Here is a 22530-nt window from a genome sequence, read left to right as displayed (position 1 = left end):
TCGGGACGTTCATCGGGCCCCTCCGGTCACGGCCGGCGCCACTTGCGGCCCTCGGCGGCGAGCATCCGGTCGGCGGCGCGGGGGCCCCACTCACCGGCCCGGTAGGGATACGGACGCGTGTCCGCCCAGAACTCCTCCAGCGGGTCGATGGCCGCCCACGACGCCTCCACCTCGGCGTTGCGGGGAAACAGCGTCGCGTCGCCCAGCAGCACGTCGAGCAGCAGCCGCTCGTAGGCCTCGGGGCTGGCCTCGGTGAACTTCTCGCCGTAGAGGAAGTCCATGGACACGTCCCGGACCTCCATGACGCTGCCGGGCACCTTCGACCCGAACTTGAGGGTTACCCCCTCGTCCGGCTGCACCCGGACGACGAGCTGGTTGTTGCCCAGCTCCTCGGTGTCGGTCGGCGCGAAGGGCAGGTGCGGGGCGCGTTTGAACACCAGCGCGATCTCGGAGACGCGGCGGGGCAGCCGCTTGCCGGTGCGCAGGTAGAACGGCACCCCGGCCCACCGGCGGGTCTCCACGCCGAACCGGACGGCGACGAAGGTCTCGGTCCGCGAGTCGGGCGCGACGCCCTCCTCCTGGCGGTAGCCGGGGACCCGCTCGCCGGCCAGCCAGCCCTGCTCGTACTGGCCGCGGACGGCGAAGGTGGCGAGGTTCTCGGGCAGCGAGATGGCGCGCAGCACCTTGAGCTTCTCGGTGCGGATCTCCTCCGCGGACAGCTCGACCGGCTCCTCCATGGCGGTGAGCGCCAGCAGCTGCAGCAGGTGGTTCTGCAGCACGTCACGCGCGGCGCCGGTCTTCTCGTAGAAGGCCGCCCGCCCGCTGATGCCGACGTCCTCGGCCACCGTGATCTGCACCGAATCGACGTGGTGACCGTTCCAGATGGGCTCGAACAGGGTGTTGGCGAACCGCAGGGCCATCAGGTTCTGGACGGTCTCCTTGCCCAGGTAGTGGTCGATGCGGAAGACGTCGTCGGGGCCGAACACCGAGTCGACCAGCTCGTTGAGCGCCCGGGCGGAGGGCAGGTCGTAGCCGAAGGGCTTCTCCACCACGACCCGGCGCCACCGGTCGGGCGTGCTCTCGGCCATACCGGTGCGCTGCATCTGCTTGAGCACCGGCGGGAACATCTCCGGCGGGATCGACAGGTAGAACGCCGCGTTCCCCCCGATCCCGTGGGTTCCCTCCAGCTCGTCGAGGACCTGGCGCAGCTCGTCGAACGCATTGTCGTCGTCGAAGGAGCCCGGCACGAAGCGGACGCTCTCGGCCAGCCGCTCCCACACCTCCTCGCGCCACTGGGTGCGGGCGTGCGCGCGGGCAGCGTCCCGGGCCAGCTCGGCGAACTCGGTGTCCCCCCAGTCCCGGCGGGCGAAGCCGAGCAGCGCGAAGTTCGTCGGCAGCAGGCCGCGGTTGGCGAGGTCGTAGACCGCGGGCAGCAGCTTCTTGCGGGCCAGGTCGCCGGTGATCCCGAACACCACCAGGGCGCACGGTTCGGGTACGCGGGGCAGCCGCCGGTCCCGTGGATCCCTCAGCGGGTTGAGAATCATGGTTCGTCCCTCGGGTCGGGGGGCTGCCGTCGGGCCGGGGAGCTGGGCCCGCTCGCGGGGCTCAGGAGGCCGCCGAGCGGAGCTGCTCGATCCCGGCGGCGCGGTCGGTCAGGTGCAGCCGCAGCAGCGGGCGGCCGCGGTCGGCCAGGGCCGCGCGGTCCCCGGCGGCCTGGGCGGCCTGCAGCGCACCGAAGCTGTAGGGCCGGTCGGGCACCGGCAGGTCCTGCGCCACCGCGCCGGTCAGCTGCAGGAAGGCCCCGAGCTGCGGGCCGCCCTTGTGGTACTGCCCGGTCGAGTGCAGGAACCGCGGGCCCCACCCGAACGTGACCGCGCGCTCCGTGCGCCGGGCCAGGACGGCGCGCAGCGCCGCCGCAGCGGCGTCGCGCTCCCGGTCCAGGTAGGCCATCACGGCCAGGTAGCCGCGGGGCGGGATCGAGGCCAGCAGGGCGTCCAGGGCCAGTGCCACCCCGTCGTGCGCGCTGAGATCGACGCGGTCGAGCAGGCCGCCGCTGCCGTGCACCTCGATCGCCCCGATCGTCGCCGCCGGCCGCTCCTCGGGGAGGCCCTCGGTGAGGATCCGCCGGGTGTTCTCCTTGCTCTCGGTGACGTTGGGCTGGTCGAAGGGATTGATCCCCAGGATCCGCCCGGTGACCGCCGTGGCGTACTCCCAGCCGAGGAACTGCGCGCCGAGCGGGCCGGCGACGCCGACCGACGGCTCCTCCGGCGGGGCCTTGCCGCCGGCCACCGCGAGCAGGACGTCGGCGCCCCGGGCACCCGGGGCGCCGATGTCCTCGACGACGACGGGCAGGATGCCGCGCCCCTGCTTGCCGGTGGACTCGGCGATCAGCTGCTCGGCCCAGTCGCCGAAGCCCGGGAGGGTGTTGTCCGGCGCGGCCGGCGCCAGGGCCAGCTTGTCCCGGCCGGCGCGGAACCCCGCGCCCAGCGCGAGGCCGAGCTCCAGCGCCGGGTTGTCCGGGGCCGACAGCTGCTCGGCCAGCCCCTCCGCCTCGGCGAGCAGCGCGCCGACGTCGGCCCCGGCCAGCGCGGCCGGGACCAGGCCGAACGCCGACAACGCGCTGTAGCGCCCGCCGACGGTGGGGTCGGCGAGGAAAACCGCGCGGGCCCCCATCGCCGCCGCGATGTCGGCCAGCGGCGAGCCGGGATCGGTGACGACGACGAAGCGCGCCCCGATCTCCCGCTCGTCCAGCCCGGCCTCGGCGAAGGCGGCGACGAAGGCCCGGCGCTGGCTGTCGGTCTCGATCGTGCCGCCGGACTTGGAGCTGACGACGACGACCGTGCGGTCCAGGTCGGTCAGCGCCGCGGCCACCTGGCCCGGGTCGGTGGCGTCCAGGACGACCAGCGGCACCCCCGCGGCCCGGCAGATGACCTCCGGCGCCAGGGAGGAGCCGCCCATGCCGCACAGCACCACCCGGTCCAGGCCCGCGGCGACCAGCTCGGTGCGCAGCTCCGCGAGCCGGGACACCAGTTCCCGCGAGCTGGCCGGCAGGTCCAGCCAGCCCAGCCGGACCGTCGCCTCGGGTACCGCGTCGGGACCCCACAGCGTGGGGTCCTTCCGCACGAGCCGGGCGGCGACGTCGTCCTCGACGAGCGGCGCCCGCACCGGGGCGGGCACGTCCAGGCCGACGGTGGTGAACTCAAGGCTCACTTGTTGGCCTCGAGCTCGCTGCGGACCGACTCGGTGAGCTCGTCCCAGGAGTCGACGAACTTCTGCACGCCCTCCTCCTCGAGCACCCGGAAGACGTCGTCGAGGTCGACCCCGGCGTCGCGGACCGACTTCATCACCGCGGCGGCCTCGTCGTAGGCCTTCTGCACCGGGGTGCCGGGGCTGCCGTGGTCGGCGTAGGCCATCAGCGTCTTCTCCGGCATCGTGTTGACCGTTCCCGGTGCGATCAACTCGCTGACGTAGAGCGTGTCCGGGTAGTCCGGGTTCTTCACCCCGGTCGAGGCCCACAGCGGCCGCTGGGGGCGGGCGCCCCGGGCCTCGAGGGCCCGCCAGCGGTCGGAGGCGAGGACCTCCTCGAAGGCCCGGTAGGCCAGCCGCGCGTTGGCGACGGCCGCCCTGCCCTTGAGCGAGGGGTCGGCCCCCAGCGCGTCCAGCCGCTTGTCGATCTCGGTGTCCACCCGGGAGACGAAGAAGGACGCCACCGACTCGATGCCGCCCAGGCCCGCCGTGGGGTCCGCGGCCAGCCGCTGCTCGAGGCCGGTCATGTAGGCATCCATGACCGCCCGGTACCGCTCGAGGCTGAAGATCAGCGTGACGTTGACACTGATCCCGCGGGCGATCGTCGCGCTGATCGCCGGCAGCCCGGCCTCGGTCGCGGGGATCTTGATGAACAGGTTCGGCCGGTCGACCAGCCACCACAGGTGCGCCGCCTCGGCCGCCGTCGCGTCGGTGTCGTGCGCCAGCCCGGGGGCGACCTCGAGGGACACCCGCCCGTCGATGCCGGTGCGCGCGGCGACCGGGGCGAGCACGTCGCAGGCATCCCGGACGTCGGAGGCGGTGATGGTGCGCAGCGCCTCTTCGACGCTGACCCCGCGGACGGCCAGGGCGTGCAGCTGGTCGTTGTAGGAGTCCGAGCCGTGGATCGCCCCGGCGAAGATCGTCGGGTTGGTCGTGACGCCCACGACGCAGTCCTCGTCGATCAGGGTCTGCAGGTTCCCGGTGCGGATGCGGTCGCGCGAGAGGTCGTCCAGCCAGACGGCGACCCCGGCGGCCGACAGCTCGGCCAGCCTCTCGTTCTGAGCCATGTCTCTGCCTTTCGGACTCGGTGGTGTCAGGCGCCTCACTGGTGGCCGGTGTCGGGCAGCCCGCCGGGGGCCGGCGCGGGGAGCACCGGGACGGCGTCGCCGGACCGCGCCGCCTCGAGGCTCTCGCGGGCTGCGGCAACCACGGCCTCGTGAGTCAGCCCGAAGTGCGCGTACAGGTCGGTGTAGGCGGCGCTGGCCCCGTAGTGGTCCAGGCCGACGATCCGGCCGGCGTCGCCCACGTACGGGTACCAGCTCAGCGGGACGGCGGCCTCGACGGCGACGCGGGCCCGCAGGGACGGCGGCAGCACCGAGTCGCGGTAGGCCTGGTCCTGCTCCAGGAACCACTCGAGGCACGGGAACGACACGACCCGGGTCGGGACGCCTTCCGCCTCGAGGGCGTCGCGCGCGGCCACGGCGATCTGCAGCTCGGAACCGGTCCCCATGAGCACGACCTGCGGCTCGCCCGAGGAGGCCTCGGCGAACACGTAGCCGCCCCGGGCGACCCCCTCGGCGGAGGCGTACTGCTCCCGGTCGAACACCGGGAGGTTCTGCCGGGAGAGGAGCAGGCCGGCGGGGCGGTCGGTGTGCTCGAGGATCGTCCGCCAGGCGACGGTCACCTCGTTGGCGTCGGCCGGGCGGACGACGTCCAGGCCGGGGATGGCCCGCAGCGCGGCGAGGTGCTCGATCGGCTGGTGGGTGGGGCCGTCCTCGCCGAGGCCGATGGAGTCGTGCGTCCACACGTAGGTGACCGGCAGCCGCATCAGCGCGGCCAGCCGCACGGCGGGGCGCATGTAGTCGGAGAAGACGAGGAACGTGCCGCCGTAGACGCGGGTACCGCCGTGCAGGGTGATGCCGTTCATGACCGACCCCATGGCGTGCTCGCGGACGCCGAAGTGGATCGTGCGCCCGTAGGGGCCGCCGGACCACATCTTCGTCTGCCGGTCGCCGGGCAGGAAGGAGGGCTCGCCCTCGACGGCGGTGTTGTTGCTCTCCGCCAGGTCCGCCGAGCCGCCCCACAGCTCGGGCAGCTTCGGGTAGAGCGCGGCCAGCACCTGGCCCGAGGCCTTGCGGGTGGCCACGCCCTTCGGGTCGGGCGGGAAGACCGGCAGGTCGTCGGCCCAGCCCTCGGGCAGCCGGCGCTCGCGCATGCGGGCCAGCAGCGCGGCCCGGTCGGGGTGGGCCTTCTCCCAGGCGGCGAAGCGCGCGTCCCACTCCGCGCGCTCCTTGCGGCCCGTCTCGACCGCCGAGCGGGCGTGGGCGAGCACCTCGTCGTCGACGGCGAAGGACTGCTCGGGGTCGAACCCGAGGATCCGCTTGGTCGCGGCCACCTCGTCCGCGCCCAGCGCCGAGCCGTGCGAGGCGCCGGTGTTCTGCTTGTTCGGCGCCGGCCAGGCGATGATCGTGCGCAGCACGATGATCGAGGGCCGGGTCGTCTCGGCCTTGGCGGCGGCGAAGGCGGCGTCGACCGCGGCGAGGTCCTCGCCGTCGTCGACGTGCTGCACGTGCCAGCCGTAGGCCTCGTAGCGCTTGCCGACGTCCTCGGTGAAGGCGACGGTCGTCTCGTCCTCGATGGAGATCCGGTTGTCGTCGTAGATGAGGATCAGGTTGCCCAGCCGCTGCGTGCCGGCCAGCGACGACGCCTCGCCGCTGACCCCTTCCTCCATGTCGCCGTCGGAGGCGAAGCACCAGATGGTGTGGTCGAACAGGCTCTCGCCCTCGGGGGCGTCGGGGTCGAGCAGGCCCCGCTCGCGGCGGGCGGCCATCGCCATGCCGACGGCGTTGCCGACCCCCTGGCCCAGCGGGCCGGTCGTCGTCTCCACGCCGGCGGTGTGGCCGACCTCGGGGTGACCGGGTGTCTGCGAGCCCCAGGTGCGCAGCGCCTGCAGGTCGGCCAGCTCCAGGCCGTATCCGGAGAGGTAGAGCTGGATGTAGAGCGTGAGGCTCGAGTGCCCCATGGAGAGCACGAACCGGTCCCGGCCGATCCAGTGCGGGTCGCTCGGGTCGTGCCGGAGCCACTTGTGGAACAGCAGGTAGGCGGTCGGGGCCATGCTCATCGCCGTCCCCGGGTGGCCGTTGCCGACCTTCTGGACGGCGTCCATCGCGAGGACCCGGACGGTGTCGATGGCGCGACGGTCGAGGTCGCCGAAGTCGTCGGGCAGGGTCGGGTTCGGCTGTCGCGGGCTGCCGGTCGGCGTGTCGGTGGCGGCCTCGGCCGGGGCCTCGGGCTCGGTGCTCTTCGTTCCCATCGTGCTGGTGCTCCCTCGGGGTCGGGCTGTGCGAAACCGCCCGGGACTGCCGGCGGGTGCGGACCCGACCCCGGGCGGACGGCGGTGCGCGGCCCCAGCGACCGGCCCGCGCCCCCCGGCCCCGACGCGCCGGAACCGGACGCACCGTCGTCGTCGACGTCGGCCCTACCCGCTGCACCCGCAGCACCAACGTGACGAGACCCTAGTCATGTCCGCACGGGCGCCCGTCGGCCGCGGGCTACAGTTGATCCGTTCTCCTGTCCCCAGTTGGAAGGGACCCCGTGCTGTCCAGGTGCCCGGTGGTGCCCTGCCCGCGCGCCTGTGCGCCCGAGGCCACCCGGTGACGGCGCTCTCCGAGCGTCCGGCCGTCCAGACCCGACGTCTCTCCGCGACGGTGCGTGCCTACGTGGCGCTCACCAAGCCGCGGATCATCGAGCTCCTGCTGGTCACCACGCTGCCGGCGATGATGCTGGCCGACGGCGGCTGGCCCTCCTGGGGCCTGCTGATCGCCACGATGGTCGGCGGCACGCTCGCCGCCGGCGCGGCCAACGTCTTCAACTGCTGGTACGACCGCGACATCGACCGGCTGATGCACCGCACGGAGCGGCGGCCGCTGCCGATGGGCGAGGTGAGCGCGCGGGGGGCGCTGGTCTTCGGGGTGGTGCTCACCGTCGTCTCGATCACCCTGCTCGCGGCGACGACGACGCTGCTGGCCGCGGGGCTCGCGCTCGCCGCGATCGTCTACTACGCGGTGCTGTACACGATCGTGCTCAAGCGGCACACCCGGCACAGCACCCTGTTCGGCGGCGTGCCCGGCGCGGCGCCGGTGCTCATCGGCTGGGCCGCGGTGACCGGTTCGCTGGCCTGGCCGGCGGTGGTCTTCTTCGGCGTCGTCTTCTGCTGGCAGCTGCCGCATTTCTGGGCGCTGGCGATGCGCTTCCGCGCCGACTACGCCCGCGCCGACGTCCCGATGCTGCCGGTGGTCGCGACCGCCCTGTCGGTGGGCCGGCAGACCGTCGCCTGGACGTGGCTGACCGTCGCCGTCTCGCTGCTGCTGTGGCCGGTGGCGGGGGAGTACGGCATCGGCTGGATCTACACCGCCACGGCAGCCGCCCTGGGCCTGTGGTTCGCCGTCGAGGCGCACCGGCTGCTCGCGCGGATCCGCTCCGGCGCGGAGACCAAGCCGATGCAGCTGTTCCACATCTCGATCACCTACATGGCGCTGCTGTCGATCGCGATCGTCGTCGACGTCCTCGTCTGAACAAGGGCCCCCTGCTGGGTCCCCTCACAGGCGTCGGGGACGCCGACGAGGGGGCCGGCGGTGGCCGGTGTCGGGCTCGGTCGTCCGCCGCCGGTGGCTGAACCGGAGGACCGGGTACGGCCGGAGCCGGCTGTGGCCGACAACCCGCCACAGCCGCACGTCGCTCAGCGGGGAAGGGCTGCGGGCTCGGCCGGGGTGTCCAGCGGCAGCTCGGCCGACGGGCCGCGGACCGCCCACACCAGCCGGGCCGTGCAGACGCTGATGAGCACCGCGCCGAGCATGTGCAGCAGCACGAGGACGACCGGCAGCCCGGTGAAGTACTGCAGGTAACCGATGACACCCTGCGCGAGCTGGACGAGCAGCAGATCGCGGGCGGCCCGGCGGACGCGGCCGGGGGAGTCGGTGGCGTACAGCGTCACCAGCAGCGCGACGGTGAGCCCGAGCAGCAGGAAGACCGCGTCGGCGTGCAGCTGGCTGATCAGCTGCAGGTCGAAGCCCATCCGGTCACCGGTCGGGACGTCGTTCTCGTCGACGTCCCCGCTGTGCGGCCCGCTGCCGGTCACCAGCGTGCCGAGCACGAGCACCACCGCGGTCACCGCGGCGATCGCGGACACCAGCAGGGCCAGCGGACGGCGCAGCAGCGGCTGGCCGACCCCGGGCTCGCGGGAGCGCAGCCAGAGGACCGTGGCGACCGCGACGAGCAGCATCGAGAGCAGGAAGTGCGCCGCGACGGTCCACGGGTTGAGCCCGGTCAGCACGGTGACCCCGCCGAGCAGCGCCTGCGCGGGGATGCCGAGGAAGCTCAGCGCCGCGAGCGGGCGCAGGTCCCGACGGGTCGAGCGCCACACCGCCACCACGGTCGCCACGGCCACCGCCGTGAGGACGAACGTCAGAAGCCGGTTGCCGAACTCGATGATCCCGTGGCCGCCCATCTCCGGCGTGGTGACGAGGCTCTCGTCGGTGCACCGCGGCCAGGTCGGGCAGCCCAGCCCGGAACCGGTCAGCCGGACGGCGCCGCCGGTCACCACGATGAGCCCGTTGGCGACGACGTTGGCCAGCGCCAGGCGGGAGACGGCGGTGGAGGAGAAGGCGGTGGGGAGGACCGGCACGGTTCGATGCTAGGCGGAGCTCCGAGCTGGGTAGGGTCGGTGTCGAGCTCAGCCGTGGGCCCCGGACGACCGTCCTGTGGAGGGCTCGCATGAGCAGCGGCACCTTTCCCGGCGGCTACGGCGGCCCGTACGACGACTTCATCTCGCGCTACCTCAGCGGTGGCCCGGGACAACCCAGGCACCGGATCGACCTCGGCCAGCTGCTGAGCGAGCAGGGCCGGGAGCTGGTGAACGCGGCCGCGCGGCGGGCTGCGGAGACCGGCAGCCCCGATCTGGACACCGAGCACCTGCTCTGGGCGCTGACCGAGGAGGAGTCGACGCGGCACCTGCTCATGCGGGCGGGCGCCGACCCCGACCACCTGCGGGAGCAGCTCGACGGGCTGGGCCGGCGCGGCGAGCCGCGCACCGAGCCGCCGGCCCTCACCCCGGCCGCCAAGCGCGCCCTGCTCGACGCCCACCAGATCGCGCGGGCGCTGGGCTCGACCTACATCGGCCCCGAACACCTGCTGTTCGCCCTCGCCGTCAACCCGGACTCGCCGGGCGGCCGGATCCTGCGGGCGATGAACATCACGCCGGAGACGTTGCGCCAGGCGGCCATGGGCGGGGGGATGGCGCCCGGGGGCGGGCAGCCGCCGTCCAGCACGCCGACGCTGGACGAGTTCGGCCGTGACCTGACCGCGCTGGCCCGCGACGGGAAGATCGACCCGGTGGTCGGGCGGGACGACGAGATCGAGCAGACCCTCGAGGTTCTCTCCCGGCGGCGCAAGAACAACCCGGTGCTGATCGGCGAGGCCGGCGTCGGCAAGACCGCGATCGTCGAGGGGATCGCCGCGCAGATCGCCGACGACGACGTCCCCGAGACGCTGCGCGGCCGGCGGGTGGTGGAGATCGACCTGACCGGCCTGGTCGCCGGCACCCGTTACCGCGGTGACTTCGAGGAGCGCCTCAAGAAGGTCATCGAGGAGATCAGGGAGCACTCCGACGAGCTGCTCGTCTTCATCGACGAGCTGCACACCGTCGTCGGGGCGGGTAGCTCCGAGGGATCGGCCGGCGCGGGGAACATGCTCAAGCCGGCCCTCGCCCGCGGCGAGCTGCACATCGTCGGCGCCACGACGCTGGAGGAGTACCGCCGCAACATCGAGAAGGACGCGGCGCTGGAGCGGCGGTTCCAGCCGGTCCTGATCTCCGAGCCGAGCGTCGAGGAGACCGTCGAGATCCTCCGGGGGCTGCGCGACCGCTACGAGGCCCACCACGAGGTGCGGTTCACCGACGAGGCGCTCGTGGCGGCGGCAGAGCTGTCGGACCGCTACATCACCGACCGGTACCTGCCCGACAAGGCGATCGACCTCATCGACCAGGCCGGGGCGCGGGTGCGGCGGCGGGTCAAGACCCCACCGACCGGCCTGCGGGGCCTCGAGTACGAGGTCTCCCGGTTGCACCGGGAGAAGGACCAGGCGGTGGCAGCGGAGCAGTACGCGCGCGCCTCCCAGCTCAAGGAGCAGCTCACCGTGGCGCAGCAGCGCCTGGACGAGGCCCGTGGGAGCGGGGAGACCGTCGTCCCGGAGGTCGGGGTGGAGGACATCGCCGAGGTCGTGTCGCGGGCCACCGGCATCCCGGTCAGCCAGCTCACCGAGGAGGAGATGGAGCGCCTGCTGCACCTGGAGCAGCACCTGCACGAGCGGGTGATCGGGCAGGACGAGGCGGTCGAGGTGGTGGCCGAGGCGGTGCGCCGTTCCCGGGTGGGCCTGGGGGATCCGAACCGGCCGATCGGCAGCTTCCTGTTCCTCGGCCCGACAGGTGTGGGGAAGACCGAGCTGGCGCGGGCGCTGGCCGCCGCCCTGTTCGGCTCCGAGGACCGGATGATCCGGCTGGACATGAGCGAGTTCCAGGAGCGGCACACGGTCAGCCGGCTCGTCGGCTCGCCGCCCGGCTACGTCGGGTACGAGGACGCCGGGCAGCTCACCGAGGCGGTGCGCCGCCGCCCCTACTCGGTGCTGCTCCTCGACGAGATCGAGAAGGCCCATCCCGATCTCTTCAACACCTTGCTGCAGGTGCTCGACGACGGTCGGCTCACCGACTCCCAGGGCCGCACCGTCGACTTCCGGAACACCGTCCTGATCATGACCAGCAACCTCGGCTCGGAGCTGATCGTCGGGCGCCGGGAGCCTCTGGGCTTCACCGGCAGCGGCGTGCAGCAGCAGGACACGCTGCGCGAGCAGCTCATGCGGCGGCTGCGGGAGTCGTTCCGGCCGGAGTTCCTCAACCGGATCGACGAGATCGTCGTCTTCCAGCGACTGGAGGCCGAGCAGCTCCGGCAGATCACGGACCTGCTGCTCGACCGGACGCGCCGCCGGATGACGAACCAGGGGCTGCAGGTCGAGTTCACCCCTGAGGCGGTGGACTGGCTGGCCGAGCACGGCTATCAACCGGAGTTCGGCGCGCGGCCGCTGCGCCGGCTGATCCAGCGCGAGGTCGAGAACCCGATCTCCCGGTTGCTGCTGGAGGGGCGGGTGCAGCAGGGTCAGCGGGTGCGCGTCACCGTCCGGGACGACGCCCTGGCCTTCGACGTGGTCGAGGAGCGGGAGCCGGCGGCCTCCGGCCAGACCTGAACCGGCCGGAGCCCGGTCCGGGGGCGGTGACGCAGATCATGGGCCAGGCGCGGCTTAGGTCACCCTTGCTTGCGAGGTCGCCGAAATAGGACACACTTGTGTTGTGGAAAGCCTCGCGGTGCACCTGCGCCCGTCGGTCGCGGCCGACGACGGGCGCACGCGTGCCCGCGTCACCGCACTCCTCCTCGAGCACGGGGCGCAGACCGCCGCCGAGCTCGCCACGCGGCTGGGCGTCTCGCCGGCCGCCGTCCGCCGGCACCTCGACGCGCTGGTGGCCGCCGGCCGGGTCGAGGAGTGGCACGCGCCGGGTACCCGGCGCGGTCGCGGCCGCCCGGCCCGCCTGTTCCACCTGACCGACGCCGGCCGCTCGGCGTTCCCGCACGCCTACGACGACCTCGCGCTGACCGCGCTGCGCCACGTCGCCGCGCACGGCGGCCCCGAGGCGGTGCGGGAGGTGGCCGAGCAGCAGCTCTCCGGCCTGGAACAGCGCTGCTCGACCGCGGTGGAGCGAGCCACGAGCGACGGCGCGGGGGCCCCGGTCGACCGGGCTCAGGTACTGGCCGCGGCGCTGACGGCCGAGGGCTACGCTGCCTCGGCCTCGGCCATCTCCAGTGGTGGGCAGCTCTGCCAGCACCACTGCCCGGTGGCGCACGTGGCGGCGGAGTTCCCGCAGCTGTGCGAGGCCGAGACCGAGGTGATCGGCCGGCTCGTGGGCACCCACGTGCAGCGGCTGGCCACGATCGCCCACGGCGACGGCGTCTGCACCACACACATCCCCGGCCCCGTGCCGGCGGATGCAGGCGGCCGGGACCACACGCGTACGGGGAACAGATCCGCCCCCGCGCGCCCTGTACCAGGTGAGCAGGGAGCGCGGACTCCGCGCACCGCACAGTCCACCAGCTTCACCCCCACGAATCGGGAGAGGACGCCCGCATGACCAGCACCCAGCAGCCGGTGACCAGCGCGCCGCTGACGCAGGACGAGCAGATCGATCAGCTCGGCCGCTACCAGTACGGCTGGGCTGACGCCGACGTTGCCGGTGCCTCCGCCCGCCGCGGCCTCTCCGAGGACGTGGTCCGCGACATCTCGCGCCGCAAGAACGAGCCCGAGTGGATGCTCGAGCGGCGGCTCAAGGCCCTGAAGCTCTTCGACCGGAAGCCCATGCCCGACTGGGGCTCGGACCTCTCCGGCATCGACTTCCAGAACATCAAGTACTTCGTGCGCTCCACCGAGGCCCAGGCGACCTCGTGGGAGGAGCTGCCCGAGGACATCAAGAACACCTACGACAAGCTGGGCATCCCGGAGGCCGAGAAGCAGCGGCTGGTCGCGGGTGTCGCCGCCCAGTACGAGTCCGAGGTCGTCTACCACAAGATCCGTGAGGACCTCGAGGAGCAGGGCGTCGTCTTCCTCGACACCGACACGGCGCTGAGGGAGCACGAGGACCTCTTCAAGGAGTACTTCGGCTCGGTCATCCCGTCCGGCGACAACAAGTTCGCCGCGCTGAACACCGCCACCTGGTCGGGTGGCTCGTTCATCTACGTGCCGAAGGGCGTGCACGTGGAGATCCCGCTGCAGGCCTACTTCCGGATCAACACCGAGAACATGGGCCAGTTCGAGCGGACGCTGATCATCGTCGACGAGGGCGCCTACGTGCACTACGTCGAGGGCTGCACCGCGCCGATCTACAAGTCGGACTCGCTGCACTCCGCGGTCGTCGAGATCATCGTCAAGAAGAACGCCCGCTGCCGGTACACGACCATCCAGAACTGGTCGAACAACGTCTACAACCTGGTCACCAAGCGGGCGATCGCCCACGAGGGCGCGACCATGGAGTGGGTCGACGGCAACCTCGGCTCCAAGGTGACGATGAAGTACCCCGCGGTCTGGATGACCGGCGAGCACGCCAAGGGCGAGGTGCTCTCGATCGCCTTCGCCGGCGAGGGCCAGCACCAGGACGCCGGCGCCAAGATGGTGCACGCCGCCCCGAACACCTCCTCGACCATCGTGAGCAAGTCGGTGGCCCGCGGCGGCGGCCGCACCTCCTACCGCGGCCTGGTCCAGATCGACGAGGGCGCCCACGGCTCCAAGTCGACGGTGAAGTGCGACGCGCTGCTGGTCGACACGATCAGCCGGTCGGACACCTACCCCTACGTCGACGTCCGCGAGGACGACGTGGCCATGGGGCACGAGGCGACCGTCTCCCGGGTCAGCGAGGACCAGCTGTTCTACCTGATGAGCCGCGGCCTGTCCGAGGACGAGGCGATGGCGATGGTGGTGCGCGGCTTCGTGGAGCCGATCGCCCGCGAGCTGCCCATGGAGTACGCCCTCGAGCTGAACCGCCTGATCGAGCTGCAGATGGAAGGTGCCGTCGGCTGATGTCAGCCCCTGCAAACACCAGCACCACGTCCGAGGGCCTTCCCGCGGGCGCCCACTCGCACGGCGGGCCGGTGCCGACCGGTTCGCCGGCCGAGCGGTTCACCTCGACCGACCCCGACGCCTTCGGCGAGCCCACCGGCCGGGAGGAGGAGTGGCGCTTCACCCCGATGCGCCGCGTCCGCCCGCTGCTGAAGGGTGCGCCGTCGGACGCCTCCCTGCAGTGGGACACCGACCTGCCCGAGGGGGTCGAGCTGACCCGCGTCGAGGCCGACGACCCACTGCTCAAGGGCCTGCCCGAGCCGGTCGACCGGTTGGCCGCGCTCACCCGGCAGCGCAGCGGCGGCGCCGCCGTCATCCGCGTGCCGGCCGAGGCGCAGCTGGACCGCCCGGTCACCCTGCGGCTGTCGGGCACCGGCTCCGACGACGTCGTCTGGGGTCAGCTGGTCGTCGAGGTCGGCGCCTTCGCCGAGGCGACGGTCGTCCTCGACCACGCCGGCCTGGCCCGCTACTCCGGCGGCGTGGCCGTGCTCGCCGGCGACGGCGCGCAGGTCACCGTGGTGTCGGTCCAGGACTGGGCCCCGGGCGCGGTGCACGGCGGGCAGTTCGACGCCGTCGTCGGCCGGGACGCGACCGTCAAGCAGGTCGTGGTCACCCTCGGCGGCGACCTGGTCCGGCTGGTCAGCAACGTGCAGTACGCCGGCCCCGGCGGCACCGCCGAGCTGTACGGCGTCTACTTCGCCGACGAGACCCAGCACCAGGAGCACCGGCTCTGGGTCGACCACGCGGTGCCCAACTGCACCAGCAACGTGCTCTACAAGGGCGCGCTGCAGGGCGAGGACGCGCACACCGTGTGGATCGGCGACGTCCGCATCCGCCCGGCGGCCACCGGCACCGACACCTACGAGCTCAACCGCAACCTGGTGCTCACCGACGGCGCCCGCGCCGACTCGGTGCCCAACCTGGAGATCGAGACCGGCGAGATCGTCGGCGCCGGCCACGCCAGCGCCACCGGCCGGTTCGACGACGAGCAGCTGTTCTACCTCTGCTCGCGCGGCATCGACGCCGAGACCGCCCGCCGCCTGGTGGTGCGCGGCTTCTTCGCCGACGTCGTCCAGCACATCGGCGTCCCGGCGCTGCAGGACCGCCTGATGGGCTCGATCGAGGCCCGCCTCGGTGCCCTGCCGGGCCTGGACGAACAGCCGGTCGAGGTGGCCTGATCATGGCCTTCGAGCGGGTCTGCGCGCTGTCCGACGTCCCCGAGCCGGGCGCGCTGCGGGTGGAGCTGGACGACGTCGACATCGCCGTCGTCCGGTTCGAGGGCGAGATCTACGCGCTCGAGGACGTCTGCTCGCACGCCGAGGTCCCCCTGTCCGAGGGCGAGGTCGAGGAGTTCAAGGGCGCCCCGACCATCGAGTGCTGGCTGCACGGGTCGTGTTTCGACCTGCGCAGCGGCGCACCCATCAACCCGCCGGCCACCGAGCCGGTCCCCGTCTACCCGGTCCGCGTGGAGGGGGAGGACGTGTACGTCGACGTGTCGGTCGACGACAGCCTCCCCGCCGCGGCCAGCAACTGAGGAGCGAGAAGAAGAGTGTCCGTGCTGGAGATCCGCGACCTGCACGTGAGCGTCGGCGAGGGTGACGACGCCAAGGAGATCCTCCGTGGCGTCGACCTGACCGTCCGCTCCGGCGAGACGCACGCGATCATGGGCCCCAACGGGTCGGGCAAGTCCACCCTGGCCTACTCGATCGCCGGCCACCCCAAGTACACGATCACCGGTGGCACGGTGACCCTCGACGGCGAGGACGTCCTCGCGATGAGCGTCGACGAGCGGGCCCGCGCCGGCCTGTTCCTGGCGATGCAGTACCCGGTCGAGGTCCCCGGCGTCTCGGTGTCGAACTTCCTGCGCACCGCCGCCACCGCCGTGAAGGGCGAGGCGCCCAAGCTGCGCAGCTGGGTCAAGGACGTCAAGACCGAGATGGCCGGTCTGGAGATGGACCCGGCGTTCGCCGAGCGCAACGTCAACGAGGGCTTCTCCGGCGGTGAGAAGAAGCGCCACGAGATCCTGCAGATGCGGCTGCTCAAGCCGCGGGTGGCGATCCTCGACGAGACCGACTCCGGCCTGGACGTCGACGCGCTGCGGATCGTCTCCGAGGGCGTCAACCGCACCCGCGCCGACGGTGACGTCGGGGTGCTGCTGATCACCCACTACACGCGGATCCTGCGCTACATCAAGCCGGACTTCGTGCACGTCTTCGTCAACGGCCGGATCGTCGAGGAGGGCGGCCCGGAGCTGGCCGAGAAGCTGGAGAACGAGGGCTACGCCTCGTACGTGAAGGGCTCCACGGAGGTCGCATCCGCATGACCGCCACCGTCTCGCGTCCCGGAGCCGGGGCGCAGAGGACGCCCCTGCCTCTGGACGTCGAGGCGATCCGGGCGGACTTCCCGATCCTGTCGCGCACCGTCCGCGACGGGAAGCCACTGGTCTACCTGGACTCCGGGGCCACCTCGCAGAAGCCCCGCGCGGTGCTCGACGCCGAGCGGGACTTCTACGAGACCTGCAACGCCGCCGTCCACCGCGGAGCCCACCAGCTCGCCGAGGAGGCCACCGACCGCTACGAGCACGCCCGGCGGACCATCGGTGCGTTCATCGGCGCCCCCGAGCGGGAGATCGTCTTCACCAAGAACACCACCGAGGGCATCAACCTGGTGGCCTACGCGCTCTCCAACGCCGCGACGGCGAAGGAGGAGCAGTTCCGCCGCTACGCCGTCGGCCAGGGTGACGAGATCGTGGTCACCGAGATGGAGCACCACGCCAACCTGGTGCCCTGGCAGCAGCTGTGCGAACGGACCGGCGCCACGCTGCGCTGGCTCGGGCTGACCGACGACGGCCGGCTGGACCTCTCCGACCTCCACACCGTGGTCAACGAGCGGACCAAGCTGGTCGCCGTCACCCAGCAGTCCAACCTGCTGGGCACGGTGAACCCGCTCGAGCCGATCGTGGCCCGCGCCCGCGAGGTCGGCGCGCTCGTGCTGGTCGACGGCGCCCAGTCGGTGCCGCACCAGCCGGTGGACGTGACCGAGCTCGGCGCGGACTTCCTGGTGTTCTCGGGGCACAAGATGCTCGGCCCCTCGGGCATCGGCGTCCTGTGGGGCCGCTACGAGGTGCTCGACGCGCTGCCGCCGTTCCTCACCGGCGGCTCGATGATCGAGGTGGTCCGCATGGAGGGCAGCACCTTCATGCCGCCGCCGCAGCGGTTCGAGGCCGGCGTGCCGATGACCGCGCAGGCGATCGGGCTGGCCGCGGCCGTCGAGTACCTGCAGGCCCTCGGCATGGACGCGGTCGAGGAGCACGAGAAGGCGCTCACCGCCTACGCGCTGGAGAGGCTCGCCGAGATCCCCGGCGTCACGGTGATCGGCCCGCCGGACACCGTCGCCCGCGGGGGAGCGGTCTCCTTCACCGTCGAGGGCATCCACCCGCACGACGTCGGCCAGGTCCTCGACGACCGCGGCGTGCAGGTCCGGGTGGGCCACCACTGCGCCTGGCCGGTCATCCGCCGCTTCGGCGTCCCGGCCACGACCCGGGCGACCTTCTACGTGCACACCGGGTACGACGACATCGACGCACTGGCCGACGGCGTCCGTGCGGCCCAGCAGTTCTTCGGGGTGGCCCCGCAGGACCCGGCGGAGGTGAACTGAGCTTGCAGCTGCAGTCGATGTACCAGGAGATCATCCTGGACCACTACCGGAACCCGCACGGCCGCGGGCTGCGCGAGCCGTTCGAGGCCGAGGTGCACCATGTCAACCCGACCTGCGGGGACGAGGTGACCCTGCGGGTGCACCTGGACGGTGACACGCTCGCCGACGTGTCCTACGAGGGCATGGGCTGCTCGATCAGCCAGGCGTCGGTCTCGGCGATGTACGACCTGGTGATCGGGAAGACGGTCCCGGAGGCGCTGGCCGTCGGTGAGGACTTCATGACCCTCATGCAGTCCAAGGGGGACACCACCGTCGCCGACAAGCTCGAGGACTCCCTCGAGGACGCCGTCGCCTTCGCCGGGGTGTCGAAGTACCCCGCACGCATCAAGTGCGCACTGATGAGCTGGATGGCCCTGAAGGACGCCAGCGCCCGGGCTCTGTCGGTCGCCCACCCCACCACCCCGACCGGAGGAAGCACCGCATGAGCGAGACGACCGAGAACGCCACCGGCCACGGGACCTCGGCCGAGCTGCCGGCGTACAAGTCGGCCCTCCTCGAGGACGTCGAGGAGGCCATGCGCGACGTCGTCGACCCCGAGCTCGGCGTGAACGTCGTCGACCTCGGTCTGGTCTACGGCATCGACGTGGACGACAACAACGTCGCGGTCCTGGACATGACGCTGACCTCGGCGGCCTGCCCGCTGACCGACGTCATCGAGGACCAGGCCCGCCAGGCGCTGACCGGCGGCCCCGGCCCCGGCCTGGTCGACGACATCCGGATCAACTGGGTCTGGATGCCGCCGTGGGGCCCGGACAAGATCACCGACGACGGTCGCGAGCAGCTGCGGGCCCTGGGCTTCCGCGTCTGATCCCGGCCTCCTGACGGCCCGCGTCCCCGCCCGGGGACGCGGGCCGTCGTCGTCCCACCCCCGCGGCTGGGTCAGCGCATCTCGGCGAGGCGGGCGCCGAAGCCGGCGACCGGACGGCGCTCCCGCCGGGCGCCCACCGCCACGAGCGCGGCGCCCACGAGCAGCGCGCCGGTGACCGGCGCCGGCAGCGCGACCAGCGCCAGCCCCGCGGCCAGCGCGAGCGCGGTACCGGCGCCGACCACCAGCGGAGCGCGCACCGCCCGCCACGCCGCAAGGCTCATCACCCCGGCCGCGACCAGCAGCACCAGCACCGGCCGGACGCTGCCCGGCGCGGCCACCGCTGCGACCACCGAGGGCACGGCGGCGACCAGCAGGCCCGGCCCCCACGCGGGCCAGGAGGGCCCGCTGACCAGCCGCGGGCCGGCGGCGATCAGCACCCCCAGCGCGGCCGGCAGCGTCCAGACCTCGGGGACCGACCAGCCGGCGAGTGCGGTGGTCGTCCAGGCGGCCAGCACCAGCTGGGCGGCCCCGGCCCGGAGGGCGAACGCGCCGTGCCCCGCCGCGCGGGCCCACACGCAGGTGAGCGTGCCCTGGACGGCCAGCAGTGCGGCCAGCGGCCCCCGGGCGCCGGCGGCGACGAGCACGGCGACCGCCAGGGCCGCGCACACCGCTCCCACGGCGAGGGTGGGCCGGCGGGCGGACCGCTCCAGCACCCACGCAGCACCGAGGGCGGCGGCGTACAGGACGCCGAGCGCCCCGGCCGCCGCGGCGGGGCTCAGCACCTCTGCCGGCACCGCGACCAGCGCGGCGCCGGCCAGGCAGCCGACCGCGGTCGGCACGGCCGCCGGCCGCTCGTCGGGCCGCAGGACGGCCACCAGCTGGCATGGCAGCGCGGTGAGCACGAGCAGCAGCGCCAGCGCCGGCCACCGGCCCCCGGCGACCAGCTGCCCGACGCTCAGCGCGACCAGCGTGCCGCCGGCCGCGGCGGCCGCCGGCAGCAGCAGACCGCGCGGCCAGCCGGTCAGCCGCGCCGCCGCCCACGCGGTCAGCAGCACCCCGGCGTACCCGGCGAGGACGACGCCGCCCGGCCCGGGGGCGGACAGCGCGCCGCCGGCCCCGGCCGCGGCGACCGCGCCGGCCAGCGCCGGGACGGTGACCGGGGGGCCGAGCAGCGGCTCGAGGTCCCGCGCCAGCCGGGCGACGAGCAGCCCCGCGGCCGCCACCACCGTGAAGGCGGCGCACGCCCAGCGGTCGGGTGCGGCCCCGGTCCAGGCGGTCGCCACACCGCCGAGGGCCCCGGCGGCCCACCACGGCGCCGTGGTGACCAGCGCGGCGCGGGCCACCAGCCGCCGTCCGGTCAGCGCGACGCCGAGCCCGACGAGCGCGACGGTCAGCAGCGCGAGGGTCCGCGGGACGCCGGCGGGCCCGGCGTCCAGGGCGCGCAGCGCGGCCAGCTGCCCCACGGCCCAGGCGGCCAGCGGCCAGCTCACCGGGCGGGGCAGCAGCCGGGAGAGCAGGAGGAACACCCCTCCCAGCGCCAGCGGTGGGAGGACCGAGCCGCCCAGCAGTGAGGTCTCGGCAGCGGCGCCCAGCACGGCGAGCGCGACGGCGGCGGCGGCCAGGATCTCCTCGGTGCTGCGCAGCCGGAGCCGGGATGCCCACGCCGAGGCGCCCGCCGCAGCGGCGGCCAGCGCGAGCAGCAGGATCCGCGCCGAGCCGCCGCCGAACACCGCGGCCGCCGTCGCCCCGGCGCAGACCACGAGCACCGCGCCGACAACGAGCAGCAGCTGGGCCGGGCGGGCGCGGTAGGGGAGCGGCGGCACCGGCGCAGAGCCCACGACGTCCCCCTCCCGCGTCCGTGCGTGCGGTCCACGCTAGGGGGACCACACCCGGCCCGCCCGCCGTCAGCGCATCTGCACCACCCAGGCGAACGCCTCGCGGGCCTGCTGACGCCGGCGCTCGTAGGTCGCGCCCGCCAGCAGCAGCGCCAGCCCCACGACGGCGAGCGTCAGCCAGCGCGGGACCAGCGGGGCGTACGGCGACAGCCGCCCCACGACGACGAAGGCCAGCGCCGCGGCGCCCACCACGAACGGCGCCTGGCGGTGGGTGAGCGCGCCGGCCACGGTCACCGCCGCTGCGGCCACGACGACGAGCAGCAGGCGCAGCGCGGACGGCTCGGCGACCGCGACCAGCGCCGAGGGCACCAGGGCGGTCCCGGCGGCCGGCCCCTCCGCCGCCCACGACCGGGGGCCGGCCCGCAGCTGGGGGACGGCGACGAGCAGCAGCCCCGCCGCGGCCGGCAGCGTGTAGGCCTCCGGCGTCTCCACCGCGGCACCGGCCGCCGCGACCCAGCTCGCGACCACCAGGTCGGCGACCGCGAGCGCCGCGACATCGCGGCGGTGGGCGACCAGCGCGTAGCCCCCGGCCGCGGCGCCGGCCAGGCCCAGCTGCAGGGCCGTCTGCCCCCACGCCCCGCTCTCGGCCGTCGTCAGCGCCGCGACCAGCGTGGCCAGGGCGGCCGCCCCGGCGGCGGCCCGTTCCTCGGGGGTGGCGGCCCGGACGGCGGCCAGCGCGAACCCGGCCACGGCCACCAGCACGCCGAGCAGCCCGGCGACGGCGGTGCCCAACCAGCCCTCCTCCCGGGCGAGCAGCACCGCCCCGGCCGGGCACAGCAGCGCGGCGACCACGGCCCGCGGGCGCAGGCCGGGCAGCCGGACCGCGGCCAGCGCCGCGGGCACGGTGCCCGCGAGCACGACGAGGGCCAGCACGCCGTACCGGCCCTCCAGCGCCAGCAGGCTTCCACCGAGCAGGGTGAGCACCCCGCCGCCGGGAAGCAGCGCGGCCGGCGCCACCGGCCGGCGCACGACGACGACCGCCGCAGTGAGCAGGACGACGCCCGTCGCCGCGGCCGCGGTCCAGCCGGCGACGTCGTAGCGGGCCAGTGACCCGGCCAGCGCGACGGCGGGCACCGCGGCACCGGCCCCCGCGGCCGGCACGGCCCCCGGTAGCCGCTGCGCCAGCCGCGGCTCCCGCCGCAGCAGCGGCACGACCGCCCCCGCCCCGCCGAGCAGCGCGGTGACGGTCCACGCGTCGACCGTCGTGCCGGCCCAGGCGACGGCCGCGCCGCCGAGCGCCGCGATCACCCCGGCCAGCCCCGCCAGCACCTGGGCGACCGGCGCCAGGACCGGCCGCAGCCGGACCAGCACGATCACGTCGAGCAGCGCGGTGCCGAGGGCGGCGGCGACCGCGGCCGCCTCGGCACCCGCGGGCACCAGCAGCAGCGGCACCGGCTGGGCGGCCAGCAGGGCGGCCAGCGGCCACGTGACCGTGCTGCGGGTCAGCCGGCCGAGGGCCAGCGCGGCGCCCGCGACGGTGAGGCACGAGACCGCCGTCCACAGCCGCGGCGGCACGCCGTCGAGGCCCCAGAGCCCGAGTGCGTGCGCCGCGCCGAGGTCGACGGCCAGCAGCGCTGCCCCGGCCCCGGCCAGCGCCTCCTCGGTGGCCCGCAGGCCGCGACGGGCCGTCCACGCCGAGGCGCCGCAGGCCGTCGCCGTGACGGTGCCCATCACCGCCGCCTGGAAGACCAGGCCGAGCCGGGTCCAGGCCACCGCGACGAAGGCGAGAGCGGCGGCCACCACGAGCAGCGCGCCCAGGCCCAGGAGCACCTGCTGCGGGCTGACCCGGCTCGCCGGTGACGGCGGGACGGCGGGCAGCGGTTCCTCGATCGAGAGCCGCCGCGCCGGGGCGGGCGGCTGCGGCGCCGGGGCGACCGGTCCGGGGACCGGGGAGGGCGGCGGCGCCGGGGGAGCCGCGGCGGCCCGCAGCGTGGCCACCAGCCGGTCGCGGTCGCGGGCCAGCTCGTCGATGGTCGCGCCGATGCGGGCCACCACACGCGCCGCCTCGCCGGCGGCCGGCAGGCCGCACGACGGGCAGGGCGCCGGCCCCGCACCGGTGCTCGGCGCGCCGCACACCGGGCACGGCGGTGCCCAGGCCGGACCGTTCGGCGAGGTCATGCGGGGATCGTGGCGTGCCGCGCGCCCGCGCGGGAGGGC

17 protein-coding genes are annotated in these 22530 nt (G+C 74.1%); 10 read left to right on the top strand and 7 right to left on the bottom strand.

Going from position 1 to position 22530, the window contains the following annotated elements; genetic code table 11:
- Nucleotides 1–26 precede the first annotated feature (26 nt).
- The 4 genes from zwf to tkt all read right to left on the bottom strand — a co-directional run bounded on the left by zwf (nt 27) and on the right by tkt (nt 6559).
- Nucleotides 27–1544, bottom strand: coding sequence for a glucose-6-phosphate dehydrogenase (zwf, locus tag BMZ50_RS11570; RefSeq protein WP_091324452.1), 1518 nt, complete (start codon nt 1542–1544; stop codon nt 27–29).
- A gap of 61 nt (nt 1545–1605) precedes the next feature.
- The gene (locus BMZ50_RS25045; protein ID WP_218146213.1) at nt 1606–3210 is read right to left on the bottom strand and encodes a glucose-6-phosphate isomerase; all 1605 of its coding nucleotides are present in this window, start codon (nt 3208–3210) and stop codon (nt 1606–1608) included.
- Complete coding sequence (gene tal, locus BMZ50_RS11560; protein WP_091324449.1) at nt 3207–4313, bottom strand: transaldolase; 1107 nt, start codon at nt 4311–4313, stop codon at nt 3207–3209. Before tal ends, BMZ50_RS25045 begins: the two co-directional genes overlap by 4 nt.
- A gap of 35 nt (nt 4314–4348) precedes the next feature.
- Nucleotides 4349–6559 (bottom strand): transketolase, encoded by a 2211-nt coding sequence (gene tkt / locus BMZ50_RS11555; RefSeq protein ID WP_091324446.1) that lies wholly within the window; start codon nt 6557–6559, stop codon nt 4349–4351.
- A gap of 340 nt (nt 6560–6899) precedes the next feature.
- Here tkt and BMZ50_RS11550 point away from each other — a divergent pair, with 340 nt between their 5' ends.
- Nucleotides 6900–7820, top strand: coding sequence for a heme o synthase (locus BMZ50_RS11550; protein WP_091324445.1), 921 nt, complete (start codon nt 6900–6902; stop codon nt 7818–7820).
- A 164-nt stretch (nt 7821–7984) separates the two neighbouring features.
- On the opposite strand, the gene BMZ50_RS11545 is transcribed toward BMZ50_RS11550, so the two are convergent.
- Complete coding sequence (locus BMZ50_RS11545; RefSeq protein ID WP_091324443.1) at nt 7985–8929, bottom strand: COX15/CtaA family protein; 945 nt, start codon at nt 8927–8929, stop codon at nt 7985–7987.
- A gap of 89 nt (nt 8930–9018) precedes the next feature.
- On the opposite strand from BMZ50_RS11545, the gene BMZ50_RS11540 reads away from it, so the two are divergent.
- The 9 genes from BMZ50_RS11540 to BMZ50_RS11500 all read left to right on the top strand — a co-directional run bounded on the left by BMZ50_RS11540 (nt 9019) and on the right by BMZ50_RS11500 (nt 18478).
- Nucleotides 9019–11538 (top strand): ATP-dependent Clp protease ATP-binding subunit, encoded by a 2520-nt coding sequence (locus tag BMZ50_RS11540; RefSeq protein WP_091324441.1) that lies wholly within the window; start codon nt 9019–9021, stop codon nt 11536–11538.
- Nucleotides 11539–11641: 103 nt separating this feature from the next.
- Nucleotides 11642–12475: a helix-turn-helix transcriptional regulator gene (locus tag BMZ50_RS11535; RefSeq protein WP_091324439.1), complete on the top strand. Its 834-nt coding sequence runs from the start codon at nt 11642–11644 to the stop codon at nt 12473–12475.
- Nucleotides 12472–13914: a Fe-S cluster assembly protein SufB gene (sufB, locus tag BMZ50_RS11530; protein ID WP_091324438.1), complete on the top strand. Its 1443-nt coding sequence runs from the start codon at nt 12472–12474 to the stop codon at nt 13912–13914. The genes BMZ50_RS11535 and sufB overlap by 4 nt, the downstream gene beginning before the upstream one ends.
- Nucleotides 13914–15131, top strand: a complete 1218-nt coding sequence (gene sufD, locus BMZ50_RS11525) for a Fe-S cluster assembly protein SufD (RefSeq protein WP_218146212.1) — start codon at nt 13914–13916, stop codon at nt 15129–15131. Before sufB ends, sufD begins: the two co-directional genes overlap by 1 nt.
- Nucleotides 15132–15133: 2 nt before the next feature.
- Complete coding sequence (locus BMZ50_RS11520; protein ID WP_091324436.1) at nt 15134–15487, top strand: Rieske (2Fe-2S) protein; 354 nt, start codon at nt 15134–15136, stop codon at nt 15485–15487.
- Between the two features lie 15 nt (nt 15488–15502).
- The gene (sufC, locus tag BMZ50_RS11515; RefSeq protein WP_091324435.1) at nt 15503–16276 is read left to right on the top strand and encodes a Fe-S cluster assembly ATPase SufC; all 774 of its coding nucleotides are present in this window, start codon (nt 15503–15505) and stop codon (nt 16274–16276) included.
- A complete protein-coding gene (locus BMZ50_RS11510; RefSeq protein ID WP_091324433.1) occupies nt 16273–17610 on the top strand; it encodes a cysteine desulfurase in 1338 nt (445 codons plus the stop codon). Before sufC ends, BMZ50_RS11510 begins: the two co-directional genes overlap by 4 nt.
- A gap of 2 nt (nt 17611–17612) precedes the next feature.
- Nucleotides 17613–18095 carry a Fe-S cluster assembly sulfur transfer protein SufU gene (gene sufU, locus BMZ50_RS11505; RefSeq protein ID WP_091324430.1) on the top strand — a complete coding sequence of 161 codons (483 nt, stop codon included), beginning with the start codon at nt 17613–17615 and terminating at the stop codon, nt 18093–18095.
- Nucleotides 18092–18478, top strand: coding sequence for a metal-sulfur cluster assembly factor (locus tag BMZ50_RS11500; RefSeq protein WP_091324428.1), 387 nt, complete (start codon nt 18092–18094; stop codon nt 18476–18478). The genes sufU and BMZ50_RS11500 overlap by 4 nt, the downstream gene beginning before the upstream one ends.
- Nucleotides 18479–18549: 71 nt before the next feature.
- Here BMZ50_RS11500 and BMZ50_RS11495 read toward each other — a convergent pair whose 3' ends face one another.
- Together BMZ50_RS11495 and BMZ50_RS11490 are read right to left on the bottom strand one after the other, a co-directional pair.
- Nucleotides 18550–20316, bottom strand: coding sequence for an SCO7613 C-terminal domain-containing membrane protein (locus BMZ50_RS11495; RefSeq protein WP_143087158.1), 1767 nt, complete (start codon nt 20314–20316; stop codon nt 18550–18552).
- 66 nt (nt 20317–20382) lie between these two features.
- Entirely contained in the window at nt 20383–22491 is a 2109-nt protein-coding gene (locus BMZ50_RS11490; RefSeq protein ID WP_091324422.1) for an SCO7613 C-terminal domain-containing membrane protein, read from the bottom strand.
- Nucleotides 22492–22530: the final 39 nt, after the last annotated feature.

Source organism: Geodermatophilus ruber (assembly GCF_900114385.1).
Lineage (GTDB): Bacteria > Actinomycetota > Actinomycetes > Mycobacteriales > Geodermatophilaceae > Geodermatophilus > Geodermatophilus ruber.
Note: the sequence above shows the minus strand (reverse complement) of the source record. Positions and strands in the feature narration are given on the sequence as shown.